This is a genomic window from Vibrio cortegadensis (assembly GCF_024347395.1).
GTDB classification, from domain to species: Bacteria; Pseudomonadota; Gammaproteobacteria; order Enterobacterales; family Vibrionaceae; genus Vibrio; species Vibrio cortegadensis.
On record NZ_AP025472.1, the window covers coordinates 1,562,064 to 1,573,970 of the forward strand.

Genomic DNA, 11,907 nt, shown 5'->3' on the forward strand with positions numbered 1-11,907 from the left:
TTTTTTATATTAACTAAAGATATTTATCATTAGTTAAAGCCTGAGACTAGTTGAAGACTTAGTTGTCTACTTTTAATCTTTGGAAGTATTCATCATAGATAGCACTTGCTGCGCCAACTTCATCTTGCCAGACACCAGAATCCATAACTGATTGAGGTGGGAAGATGTTTTTATCTTCAGCAAACTCTTTTGGTAGTAGTGGGTAAGCAGTTTTAACTGGCGTTGGGTAACCAATCTCAAGTGCAATTTTCGCTGCATTTTCTGGGCGCAGTAAGAAGTTAATCATCTTATGTGCCGCTTCTACATTTTTTGCGCCAGCTGGGATCGCTAAGCTATCCATCCAGAAAATTGTGCCTTTTTCTGGCCAAATCATATCAATAGAAGCGCCTTCTTGGCGAGCCATGTAAGCAGATCCATTCCACAACATACCAAGTGATACTTCGCCCGCTAAATATGGGTTTGCAGGGAAATCAGAGTTGAAAACCAATACGTTTGGCATCAATTTGCGTAGTTCTTCGTACGCCGCTTTGATCTCGTCTGGGTTAGTTGTGTTAGGTGAGTAACCTAATTTACTAAGAGCAATATGGAAGACTTCACGTGAGTCATCCATCATCATTAGTTGACCTTCCCACTGATCATCCCAAAAATCGCCCCAGTTTTTAACGGAAGCACCATCTAGCATATCAGAGTTGATACCAATGCCTGTCGCGCCCCAAATATAAGGGATAGAGAAATTGTTCGCTGGGTCGAATGGCTTATCTAAATAGTTTTTATCAAGATCGTCAAAATGAGATAGTTTGGTCTTATCAATCTCTTGAAGCATGCTCTCTTTGCGCATTTTAGAGACAAAGTAAGTTGAAGGTACGACTAGATCGTAACCTGTACCTTGAGTCTTTAACTTCGCATACATGCTTTCATTCGATTCGTATGTCGAGTAAATGACTTTGATGCCCGTTTCTTTACTGAAATCTTCAAGCACTTCGGCTGGAATGTATTCAGACCAATTATAGAAATAAAGCTCTTGGTCAGCCGCGAATGAAGGGGTAGAGAGCAGAGTTGCAGCGCATAATGCACCAGCGTACAGTTTACTTTTCATTACTAATCCGTTCGTATTGTTAGAGAGCCCATAAGGGCAATGAATGGAAATTATTTATCGCGACAAAGTATATCAGCCCAAACGAAAAATAGGCAGCATAAGCCACCTATTTTAAAATAAATACAGTTTGAATTATTGGCCAGCTTTCAGTTTCAAGAAGTATTCTTCATATTTGATGGTTTTATCACCAACTGAATCTTGCCACTCAACTCTATCGAGATCATCTTGCGAAGGGAATAGGGCAGAAATGCCTTTGAATTTCTCATTCGATTCTGCAACCGCAGTTAAGTAACCGGTATCACGAGATATTTGTTCTGCTATGTCAGCTCTAAGCAGGAAATCAATCATCTTATGTGCCGCTTCTACATTCTTAGCCCCAGAACTTATGGCAAAGTTGTCAACCCAACCAATCCCACCTTCTTCAGGGAAGATCAGCTTTAACGGTAATCCCTCAGCTTGTGCCGCTGCCGCCGAGCCATTCCATAACATGCCTACACCTACGTCACCTAACATATACGGTGCTCCAGGGTTATCAGAATTGAAAACGAGCACGTTCGGCATCAATTTTCTCAACTCCTCATACGCTTCGTCGATTTGCTTTTCGTTTGTGCTGTTACCTGAATAGCCCAATTTACGAAGGGCAATATGGAAAACCTCGCGAGTGTCATCCATCATCATCAGTTGACCTTCTAAGTCAGGGTTCCACAAATCTCCCCAACTAGTGAAATCATCAGGATTATACATATCGGTATTCACCGCCAAACCAGTAATCGCAACCACATGTGGTATAGAGTAATCGTTGTTTGGATCAAATGGCTTATCGAGATAGTTAGTATCAAGCTTATTGAAATTACTCAGTTTGGTTCTATCTATTTTTTGTAGCATACCTTCATCGCGCATTTTTGCGACGAAATAGGTTGATGGCACCACCAGATCATACCCTTTATTATGCGTCTTCAGTTTTGCATATAAGGTTTCATTCGATTCATAAGTTGAATAGATAACTTTAATGCCAGTCTCTTTGGTGAATTGCTCCAATAGGGCACCGTTAATGTACGGTCCCCAATTCATAAATACTAGCTCTTGGTTTTCGTCCGCAGATGCTGTTCCGATGAACATAGAAAGCGCACATGCACTACTAGCAAATAAAGTAGCCCATTTTTTCATTGAGTGTAACTCCAAAAATACCTACAGATAGAGTAGGTGATAGATAAAAAAACAGAATGACAATTGCCATTCTGTTTGGTTTAAAACTTAAATACTGCCGTTAATACTTGCCTGCGATTACTTGATCTTTTCACGAGCAAGGAGCTGTGAGCTCACGACCAAAGTCAGCGAGACGATTAACATTACGGTCGCTAAAGCATTCACCTCTGGGGAAATACCAACTTTAACCATTGAGTATATTTTCAATGGTAGAATTTCATATGTAGGCCCAGTAACGAAAGAGCTGATAATCACATCGTCCAATGAGAGCGTAAAACTCAATAGCCAGCCCGCAGCAACCGCTGGTTTCGCTAATGGCAATATTATCTGTTTAAGGATTGTCCATTCGCTCGCACCAAGGTCTTTTGCTGCTTCTAGCATCTTCACGTCAAATCCATTAAGACGACTATAAACCGTTACTACAACGAAGGGCAGGCAGAATGTGATATGAGCAACCAACAGAGTAAAGAACCCAAGCTGAACACCCATAACCAAAAACAGAGCCAGTAATGAAATAGCCATCACAATATCTGGCGACATCATTACGATAAATAGCATGGTATTCACGGCACCTTTTCCTCTAAACCGATAGCGAAATAGTGCAACGGCTGTGAGGCTACCAATAATGGTTGCAGCGGTGGCAGAAAAAATCGCAATATTAAGCGAGTGCCATGCGGCTTGCATTAAACTATCGTTATTAACTAAAGCTTCGTACCACTTTGTCGTAAAGCCTCCCCATTTCATACCAAACTTGTTGGCATTAAATGAATTAGCAATGAGCACAATAATTGGCAAATACAAGAAAGCATAAACCAGCGCCATGAAACTGAATCTAATTGAGCGTCCCATTAGTCAAGCTCCACATTTCTGTTCATCATTTTACCTGCACGATAATAAGCATATAACATCACCGCCATCGCTGCGGTAAGGGCAATACTCGTCGCAGCACCGAATGGCCAATCTCTTGCATTCAATACTTGACTCTTGATTACGTTACCGATCAGTAAGTTTTTCGCTCCGCCTAATAAATCGGCAATATAGAACATGCCTAATGCTGGAAGCAGAACCAAAAGACACCCACCGATGATTCCCGGCATCGTTAATGGCAAAACGACTTTAATCAAGGTTTGAAGCTTGTTAGCACCAAGATCTTTTGCTGCTTCGATGTATGTATTGTCCAATTTTTCAATCGCAGAGTAGAGCGGTAAAATCATAAAAGGCAGTAGAATATAAACTAAACCTATCATGACCGCTGTCTCTGTATACATAAGACGAATTGGCTTCTCTATGATGTCCATGGCAATAAGGCTTTTATTTAAGATGCCTTGTGTACCAAGAACGATTTTCAAACCGTAAGTACGAATCAGTGAGTTTGTCCAAAAGGGAACAATCACTAAAAACAACATAATTGGTCGCCATTTTGCGGGCATTTTTGCCACAATATAAGCAAATGGATAACCTATGAAAAGACACAACAACGTCGCAACGATAGCCATATAAAAGGAATGCCATAGCACTTTAATATATAGCGGATCCATTAAACGCAAATAGTTATCGAAGGTGAATGTCATCTCGATAAGATTAGCTTCATCGCGGGTTAAAAAACTCGTTCCAATAATCATTATGTTAGGGATCATGACGAACAGAACTAACCAACTAACGATTACAGTGATGATTATTTTTTGAAGATTAAATGTCTTGCTCATCATCGCTTAATACCACTTCCCAGCTTTCAACCCAAGTAACGGCAACTTTTTGACCTAATGAGTGATCCACATCTGGATCATCTTCATTGAAGAATTCGCTAACCATGACACGCATACCTGATTCTAATTCAACAACCGAATCTAAAGTCATACCTTTATATGTTCGATCTCGAACATGACCAACAATGCCGCGCTGCTCGTTCTCTTTTATCTCTTCGAGACGCAAATCTTCAGGGCGAAGTAATACTTGCAGTTTATCACCCTCATTAACCGCTAAGTCATGATAAACAACGGCTTCAGTGCCTTCGATATTCGCTAATATTCTCTTTTCATCAACACGCTTAACTGTGGTGGCATTGAAGACATTAATCTCACCAATGAAGCGAGCAACAAATAGGTTCTTAGGCTCTTCGTAAATTTCACGAGGTGTGCCATCTTGCTCTATCACGCCATCACGCATAACAATGATACGATCAGACATAGATAGCGCTTCTTCTTGATCGTGAGTGACAAAAATAAACGTGATACCAAGTTTACGTTGCAACTGCTTTAACTCAATTTGCATCTGTTTACGCAATTTGTAATCTAATGCAGAAAGAGACTCATCTAATAAAAGAACCTTTGGCTTGTTCACCACAGCACGCGCAATCGCGACACGCTGCTGTTGTCCACCAGACAGTTGATGAGGTTTACGTTGAGCCATACTGTCTAAACGCACCATTCGTAATGATTCCATCACACGTGGTTCGATATCATCCTTAGCGACTTTTTGCATACGTAACCCGAAAGCCACGTTTTCAAATACAGTCATATGCGGAAAAAGAGCATAGCTTTGGAATACAGTATTAACGTGCCTTTGCTCAGCAGGAACATCAGTAACATCCTGATCTTCTAACAAAATAGTTCCTGTATCGGCAGTTTCGAACCCTGCAATCATCCTCAACACGGTTGTTTTTCCACAACCAGAAGGACCCAATATGGTAAGAAACTCACCATGATTGACGTTTAAACTAAGATTTCCGATGATCTCTTTATCATCAAAACTTTTGCTAATACCCGTTAATTGAATAACTGGTTTATCTACTGTTTGTTTGGCGTTCAACGTATCTCTATCTCCACCTTGGTCAAAATCTATGACCGATTGCTATACACTTTGAGGCGCGCATCATAATCACCAAAAGTGTGAATTCAAAGCATTTTCTTATCTTGAAACACAAAAAATTTTGCAGGTAAAAGTAAATATTACTTACCATACTGATTCGATTAAGGTTTCAAACCATATTAGTGGCTAATTATCGAACAAATAGACAATAAATCAAGCGCATCATAGCGTTCTGATTTTAGTGTTAGTAACATTTACGTATAATGGTACTAATTTTTATCAACAAGTTAGGTAGCTTCACAAGAAGACTAACCTAGGAAAAGATATGAACAACGATATCGAAGAAGATTTCAATTTAGGCGGTAGTGTAGAACGCGCGCTTTCAGGTAAGTATGATTTGAATGTGGGAGCGGTGCTTCAAGAGGCATGGAAATACACAATCAGACACTTTCTCTCATTTTCACCAGCGATAATTATTCTACTGTTAGTACAGATCGGTATTTTTTATATCGCGTTAAAACTGCAACTAGGCGAACCAGGCATGATATTGGATGCCATTCAGAACCCGGAATTATTTAATGCGGCGATTGTCGAGTCTATTTTTGTGGCTAACTTTAGCTACGAAGTGGTCAGCGCCCCGATTTATGCGGGGGTCAGTCTAATGGCAATGAGTCATATTGCTGGCTTACAAACTAAGCCTCGCCATATATCCAAAGGCTTACAATTTACAATTCCAGTGATTCTAGCAACACTGTTTAGCCTGATGTTGCAAGGTGTCGCAGGAATGATTATCCCATTTCTTTCAATGTACTTATCCATTGCATTTAGTAACTCTATCCTGTTGATTTGTGAGAAACGTGTTTCTCCGATGCAGTCTTTGTTGCTTTCTCTACGTGCAGTGAATAAAAAAATCCTACAAGTTACCGCACTCTACATGGTAGTGATGATGATGTTTGTCATTGCAGCAATGTTTTATGGCATTGGATTGATCTTCGTTCTTCCTTTCTTTTTCCACGTTAAAGGCATTATTTATCGTGAAATGTTTGGTATTAAGCTAAAAATAGTCGCTTCAGATCGACCGAACAAAAACGACGATGATAACGACAACGACCCTCAGGTGTTTAATGCGTAAAAAAATTGGCTTGGCTGCCGTTAGCCTTATTGCAGGTTGTAGCCTGTTTATCGCCCAACAAAATAGAGTTGAAGTCGAGGAACAAAAAGCTCAAGCAGAGAGAGCAAACAAAAACTCAAAAAGTGATATTTCATTATCGTATCTTCCGTCAGGGCTCCCGGATTTCGCAGCATTGAGCAATGCTAAAGAGAAGAAAGAGGCGTTTTTTGATTTTATGCGACCTGGTGTCATGATCGAAAATAGTCGCATTGAAAAAGAACGTACCTTTTTGACAACCTTAGGAAAAGGCGTTGCAGAAGGTGAGGTAGATTCTGAACAACTTGATTACGCTCAACGTTTAGGGAAACTATATAGTTACCCTGTCACTAAATCCAGCGTCAATCAAAAATGGTTAGATGAGATGCTACTTAGAGTCAACGTTCTTCCTGAAGCATTAGTATTAACGCAAGCAGCTAATGAGTCGGCATGGGGAACCTCTCGTTTCGCCACTAGCGCAAACAACTTCTTTGGACAATGGTGTTACACAAAAGGTTGTGGCGTTGTGCCTTTAAAACGCTCAGGAGAGGCTACGCACGAAGTAGCAAAGTTCAGCTCGGTACAAGAGTCTATTCACCGATACTTTATGAATGTGAATCGAAATGCAGCTTATAAAGAGTTACGTATAATACGCGCAGATCGTTTGGAAAAAGGAGAGAACTTACTTTCGGAGCAAACAGCAACCGCACTGACTAATGGTTTACTTAAATACTCGGAAAGAGGCCAAAGTTATGTTGATGATTTACAAGCGATGATCCGTCACAACAAATCGTTTTGGTCACAATAGAAGTAACTCTTCAATGATAGACTTACTTGTTGCTTTGACTTACAGCCTTTAATTTTATAAGAATTGAATAATAATGAAAAAATTACCGCTCGCACTAATTGGATTGTTTCTTGGAATATCTGTCAGTACCGCTCACGCTCAAGAGTACATGTTTACTTATTCAAAGCTTTATAGCCAAATAAAGAATAATAATAAAGAGGGGCATGACGATGTTAAAGTCGGAGTGTTCTTTGTTGATGCTGATACAAAGAAAATCTGTACGATTGACAAAGCTTGGATGGAGAAAGAAGAGCATTATGAAGAGTTCGTCATTCCAAGTTCGAATGAATTACCGATCCCTTTTGATATGAACTTGAAATCAGCTAATCCATTAGTTTTCGTACAGACAGAGGAAAGTGTTCAGTGCGATTATTCATTGGTTGTGATGACTAAGAAACCGCTAGAAGGCCGAGTTAATTACGCGCAAGTTGAACAATTATTACCTCAAATGCAAGTGATGCTTGAAGACTTAGGCGGCATGTTTGCCAGTTGGTTTACGCCGGAAGTTCAAGGGTTAACACTTGAATTCTCAAACAACATTAATGGTCATATCAACGTATCAAATGGAAAAGTGATTCCTATTGAAAACGGAAAAGCGGCTATTACGTTGAATGATATTCCACAAGATGGCTATTTGACTTTGCCTCAAGAGACCTTGCGTGTGCTTCCTTATTTACCCTCAGCGACACAAGAATAAGACAGTACTAAGATAGCAGTACAAAGATAAAGCAGCACTAGCCGGGTCAGGTTAAAGGCCCGGTTAAATAAAGTAATAACCTATCTCCTCGCATATTTAAACGTCCTGATAATTTCATCTTACTTCCGCCACTCAAGTTGTTAACTTCAGTTTTGTTGATCTGAGTATTCCATGATTCATTAAAACTCCGTATAATCGCCGCCCTAAATTGAATCCAACATAACATCAACGTCGATTTTATCGATGGTATGAGAACTCGCAATGAATCAAACAGATAGCCAAAAAGATAACGTAGAATTTAACAAACTTGAGAAGCGTTTACGCCGTAATGTAGGTAATGCGATCATCGACTACAACATGATTGAAGAAAATGACGTTGTAATGGCATGCATTAGTGGTGGTAAAGATTCATTTGCGATGTTGGATATTTTGCTAAGACTTCAAAAAGCAGCTCCAGTGAAGTTTAACGTTGTTGCGGTGAATTTAGACCAAAAACAGCCAGGCTTCCCTGAGCATGTTTTGCCTGAATATTTCGAGAGTCTTGGTATTGATTACTATATTGTCGACAAAGATACTTACTCCGTTGTAAAAGAGAAAATCGAAGAAGGCAAAACGACATGTGGACTTTGTTCTCGTTTACGTCGTGGTACTCTTTATTCATTTGCAGAGAAAATTGGCGCGACTAAAATTGCATTAGGTCACCATCTAGATGACATCGTTGAAACTATGTTCTTAAACATGTTCCATGGTGCTCGTTTAAAAGCGATGCCACCTAAGCTTCGTTCAGATGATGGTCGTAACGTTGTTATTCGCCCTTTGACCTACTGCCGAGAAAAAGACTTAATTCAGTACGCAGAGCACCAACAGTTTCCGATTATTCCTTGCAACCTTTGTGGCTCACAAGAAAATCTTCAACGTCAAAGCATTAAAGCGATGCTTATTGATTGGGATAAGAAAACACCTGGCCGAGTTAATCAGATTTTCAAATCTCTACAAAACATTAGCCCAAGCCAGCTAGCGGATAAAGAGCTGTTCGATTTTGTGAATTTACCTCTTGATCGTAGCACTGAAAAACCAGAGTACCTATTTAACGAAGAGACTATTTCTTCAACGAATATTGACGAATCTATGTATATCAATGTTGCTAATATCTAGCGTTCTCTAGTAGGCGCTATAAACTTTAGCCCTTAGACGAACAAGCTGAATAAAGCGCTACAAAAAAGCCCCAACTTAAAATCAAGCTGGGGCTTTTTATTTATACTGAAAAACAGTCAGTCTTGCGAGAAATCCAATCCTAATTACGCGGTTTGGCTAGGATCTAAAGGGCTAACATAACCTTTTGGTTTTAACGCAAGAACATCACAATTTATCTTATCGATCACATGCTCTGCGGTGTTACCGATAAATACAGCAGAGAGTCCCGTTCTTCCCGTTGTTCCTAAAATAACCATTGCGGCATTCAATTTGCTCGCCGTTTCAGGAATGATGTCTTCAGGTAACCCTTGCTCTACAACGGTGAACTCTTCGTCAATGCCATGCTTCTGTCTTAAGGCTTTCATCGATGTTAAGTGATGCCCACGCACAGCATCGGTGTAGGTTGCAGGGTCGAATTCAGGCAGCTCGATAGTGATATTTGCTGGCGTGACTGGGTAAGCATTCACCAAGTAGGGCGTAGCACCCAATCGCTCACTCAAATTCTTGACCTGCTCAACCATGCAATCATTGAGATCAAGGTGAGTATCATTTTCTGAACCAACGTGAACCGATGCAAGAATGTTGGGGTTGTCAGGCCAATCAGAGTTTTTAATCAGCAAGACAGGGCACGGCGCTTTGCGCAATAAGTGCCAATCAGTAGGAGTGAAAATAACAGATTCTAGAATATCGTGCTTACGCGTCCCTTTAATCAAAATGTCATGACCACCACCGAACACTTCCGCAATAATGGCTTCATAAGGCCTATTGTGCCAAACCACTTTGACGGAAAACTCTATTGAGTCATCAATATATTGCGCAGCAACTTTTGTCATCCACTGTTCACGTTGATGGATCACGCCACGTCGCATTGCATCACGCTCATCCACAGAAAGCATCGATGTCATCTCATATGAAAAATCATAAATAGACAGGAAGAACTGAACATGACTTTTGGATTTACTTTTCCGAGCAAGCTGCATCGCTCTGGCAAGGGCAGGCTGCGCATCATGATTAATGTCAGCAACAACTAAGATTTTATTGTAAATACTCATAGAAACTCCCACTAATTGGAGTAGAACCATATGGTTACTGTAGCGTAGTTCTTACGAGATTATTAGGAAAACAGAGGGAATTTGGTGAGAAAATTGATGTAGCTCATCTTCGAGCTACATCATAGAATTGGCTGTTACTCTTTTGAAACACCAGCAAGTTCCATCAAAGCATCATGATCGATGATCGTAATGTACTTACCTTTAACACTTAAAATATCCGACTTTTGGAAGCGTCCAAGCAGGCGGCTAATGGTTTCAACGGTCAAGCCAAGGTAGTTACCAATATCACCGCGAGTCATTGTTAAGCGAAACTCTCGTGGGCTAAAGCCACGTTGAGAGAAACGAGTAGAAAGATTGTAAAGGAAAGCGGCAAGACGCTCTTCTGCATTCTTTTTAGAAAGAAGCAAAATCATTTCTTGATCACCTTTAATCTCGTTACTCATGAGTCGCATGATCTGTTGGCGCAACTTAGGCATTTTACCTGATAGATCATCTAGAATTTCGTATGGGATTTCACAAACCATCGATGTTTCTAGAGCTTGAGCAAAACTTGGGTGCGCATCATCAGTGATTGCGTCGAAACCGACCAAATCGCCAGCTAAATGAAAAGCAGTGATTTGTTCATCACCTTGCTCAGTTATCGTATAGCTTTTGATTGTACCCGAGCGTATTGCGTACAACGATTTAAGCTCATCCCCAGCTTTAAAAAGCTCTTGGCTTTTCTGAATTGGTTTCTTGCGTTCAATAATTTGATCAAGTTGATCAAGTTCTGATTCATTCAGTGTAAACGGAATACACAGCTGACTAATACTGCAATCCTGACAGTGAATTGCACATCCACCAGACTGAATACGTTTCGTCGCAGGTTTTTCAGAAATCATAATAACCTTTCACTATTTGATATACGTCAATATTTTAGCATCCATTACTACCAAAGGGTAGCAAAAAAGGCACTTTTCAGCGTTCTGTCATACGGTAAACGCGAGGATATTGATAGTATTAATAGCAGTATACAGCCCGTAAGCTAGGATCATTAAGGCACCAACATTGCGGAAAGTAGGGGATTGCTGAATAGTTTTAAGGTAAGACGCCCCAATACCGACGAGCAACATCGCAGGTAAAGTACCCAGTCCAAAAGAGAGCATGATGATAGCGCCATCAAAGGCACTCCCAGACACCGCAGACCAAGTAAGAGTTGAATAAACCAACCCACAAGGTAGCCAACCCCATATAAAGCCAAACGGCAGTGCATGCACCGAAGACTTCAATGGCAACAATGACTTACCTGCAGGGGAGATGAATTTCCATAATTTTTGGCCCAACTTCTCAATCACCAATAGCCCATGCCACCAACGACCGATATAAAAGGCCAACAAAATCATGAAAATCGCGGCTAAAAATCTTAACCAAACTAGCCCATGATTGATATCCGTTAAATTGGTTAGGCTAGATACCGTCCCGCCAATTAGAGCTCCGATAAGGGTGTAACTGAGCAAACGGCCAATATTATAAAAAATGGGAATTGTGAATCGATGTGAAGAATTATTACTGGATATCGACAGCATGGAAGCTATACCACCGCACATCCCCATACAATGACCAGCACCAATCAAACCGATAGCAAAAGCAGCAAGCCAATCAGGCGCCATTTTTATCTCCTGATCCTGGATGGTTTGACGCTACTTCGTCTAGTTTTTTTGATTCCTCTTTCGTTTTTGGTAAATCTTCGTCAAATAAAATACTGTGCCCCTGACGCTCTAAGTCTTCGAATTGTTCGCTTTTCACCGCCCAAAGAAAAATAGCAACGGCGATACAAACCAAAACGATGGCTATGGGGATAAGAATATAAAGGCTTTCCAT

13 protein-coding genes are annotated in these 11,907 nt (G+C 40.5%); 4 read left to right on the plus strand and 9 right to left on the minus strand.

Annotated features, from left to right (window positions below):
* Window positions 1-58: 58 nt before the first annotated feature.
* The 5 genes from OCV39_RS07495 to potA form a co-directional block, all read right to left on the minus strand.
* Window positions 59-1,096, minus strand: coding sequence for an extracellular solute-binding protein (locus OCV39_RS07495; protein ID WP_261888174.1), 1,038 nt, complete (start codon window positions 1,094-1,096; stop codon window positions 59-61).
* 132 nt (window positions 1,097-1,228) lie between these two features.
* Window positions 1,229-2,263, minus strand: coding sequence for an extracellular solute-binding protein (locus tag OCV39_RS07500; protein WP_261888175.1), 1,035 nt, complete (start codon window positions 2,261-2,263; stop codon window positions 1,229-1,231).
* A gap of 117 nt (window positions 2,264-2,380) precedes the next feature.
* Window positions 2,381-3,151, minus strand: coding sequence for a spermidine/putrescine ABC transporter permease PotC (potC, locus tag OCV39_RS07505; RefSeq protein WP_113796727.1), 771 nt, complete (start codon window positions 3,149-3,151; stop codon window positions 2,381-2,383).
* Window positions 3,151-4,008 carry a spermidine/putrescine ABC transporter permease PotB gene (potB, locus tag OCV39_RS07510; protein ID WP_029203243.1) on the minus strand — a complete coding sequence of 286 codons (858 nt, stop codon included), beginning with the start codon at window positions 4,006-4,008 and terminating at the stop codon, window positions 3,151-3,153. The genes potC and potB overlap by 1 nt, the downstream gene beginning before the upstream one ends.
* A complete protein-coding gene (gene potA, locus OCV39_RS07515) occupies window positions 3,992-5,110 on the minus strand; it encodes a spermidine/putrescine ABC transporter ATP-binding protein PotA (protein ID WP_017051546.1) in 1,119 nt (372 codons plus the stop codon). The genes potB and potA overlap by 17 nt, the downstream gene beginning before the upstream one ends.
* Before the next feature lie 325 nt (window positions 5,111-5,435).
* On the opposite strand from potA, the gene OCV39_RS07520 reads away from it, so the two are divergent.
* From OCV39_RS07520 to ttcA, 4 genes are all read left to right on the plus strand, one after another.
* Window positions 5,436-6,242, plus strand: coding sequence for a DUF2189 domain-containing protein (locus tag OCV39_RS07520; protein WP_261888176.1), 807 nt, complete (start codon window positions 5,436-5,438; stop codon window positions 6,240-6,242).
* The gene (locus OCV39_RS07525; RefSeq protein ID WP_261888177.1) at window positions 6,235-7,065 is read left to right on the plus strand and encodes a glucosaminidase domain-containing protein; all 831 of its coding nucleotides are present in this window, start codon (window positions 6,235-6,237) and stop codon (window positions 7,063-7,065) included. Before OCV39_RS07520 ends, OCV39_RS07525 begins: the two co-directional genes overlap by 8 nt.
* Before the next feature lie 73 nt (window positions 7,066-7,138).
* On the plus strand, window positions 7,139-7,801 hold the full coding sequence (locus tag OCV39_RS07530) for a DUF2987 domain-containing protein (protein ID WP_017051543.1): 663 nt from the start codon (window positions 7,139-7,141) through the stop codon (window positions 7,799-7,801).
* A gap of 261 nt (window positions 7,802-8,062) precedes the next feature.
* On the plus strand, window positions 8,063-8,956 hold the full coding sequence (gene ttcA, locus OCV39_RS07535) for a tRNA 2-thiocytidine(32) synthetase TtcA (RefSeq protein ID WP_017051542.1): 894 nt from the start codon (window positions 8,063-8,065) through the stop codon (window positions 8,954-8,956).
* A 143-nt stretch (window positions 8,957-9,099) separates the two neighbouring features.
* On the opposite strand, the gene uspE is transcribed toward ttcA, so the two are convergent.
* From uspE to ccoS, 4 genes are all read right to left on the minus strand, one after another.
* On the minus strand, window positions 9,100-10,047 hold the full coding sequence (gene uspE, locus OCV39_RS07540) for a universal stress protein UspE (protein ID WP_171756750.1): 948 nt from the start codon (window positions 10,045-10,047) through the stop codon (window positions 9,100-9,102).
* Between the two features lie 134 nt (window positions 10,048-10,181).
* Entirely contained in the window at window positions 10,182-10,928 is a 747-nt protein-coding gene (locus OCV39_RS07545; protein ID WP_017051540.1) for an FNR family transcription factor, read from the minus strand.
* 87 nt (window positions 10,929-11,015) lie between these two features.
* A complete protein-coding gene (locus OCV39_RS07550; RefSeq protein WP_261888178.1) occupies window positions 11,016-11,696 on the minus strand; it encodes a sulfite exporter TauE/SafE family protein in 681 nt (226 codons plus the stop codon).
* Entirely contained in the window at window positions 11,686-11,907 is a 222-nt protein-coding gene (gene ccoS / locus OCV39_RS07555; protein WP_261888179.1) for a cbb3-type cytochrome oxidase assembly protein CcoS, read from the minus strand. The genes OCV39_RS07550 and ccoS overlap by 11 nt, the downstream gene beginning before the upstream one ends.

Coding starts and splice junctions, on each gene's coding strand:
- OCV39_RS07495 (WP_261888174.1), bottom strand. CDS start 1,096: ATGAAAAGTAAACTGTACGCTGGTGCATTATGCGCTGCAACTCTGCTC.
- OCV39_RS07500 (WP_261888175.1), bottom strand. CDS start 2,263: ATGAAAAAATGGGCTACTTTATTTGCTAGTAGTGCATGTGCGCTTTCT.
- potC (WP_113796727.1), bottom strand. CDS start 3,151: ATGGGACGCTCAATTAGATTCAGTTTCATGGCGCTGGTTTATGCTTTC.
- potB (WP_029203243.1), bottom strand. CDS start 4,008: ATGAGCAAGACATTTAATCTTCAAAAAATAATCATCACTGTAATCGTT.
- OCV39_RS07520 (WP_261888176.1), top strand. CDS start 5,436: ATGAACAACGATATCGAAGAAGATTTCAATTTAGGCGGTAGTGTAGAA.
- OCV39_RS07525 (WP_261888177.1), top strand. CDS start 6,235: ATGCGTAAAAAAATTGGCTTGGCTGCCGTTAGCCTTATTGCAGGTTGT.
- OCV39_RS07530 (WP_017051543.1), top strand. CDS start 7,139: ATGAAAAAATTACCGCTCGCACTAATTGGATTGTTTCTTGGAATATCT.
- ttcA (WP_017051542.1), top strand. CDS start 8,063: ATGAATCAAACAGATAGCCAAAAAGATAACGTAGAATTTAACAAACTT.
- uspE (WP_171756750.1), bottom strand. CDS start 10,047: ATGAGTATTTACAATAAAATCTTAGTTGTTGCTGACATTAATCATGAT.
- OCV39_RS07545 (WP_017051540.1), bottom strand. CDS start 10,928: ATGATTTCTGAAAAACCTGCGACGAAACGTATTCAGTCTGGTGGATGT.
- OCV39_RS07550 (WP_261888178.1), bottom strand. CDS start 11,696: ATGGCGCCTGATTGGCTTGCTGCTTTTGCTATCGGTTTGATTGGTGCT.
- ccoS (WP_261888179.1), bottom strand. CDS start 11,907: ATGGAAAGCCTTTATATTCTTATCCCCATAGCCATCGTTTTGGTTTGT.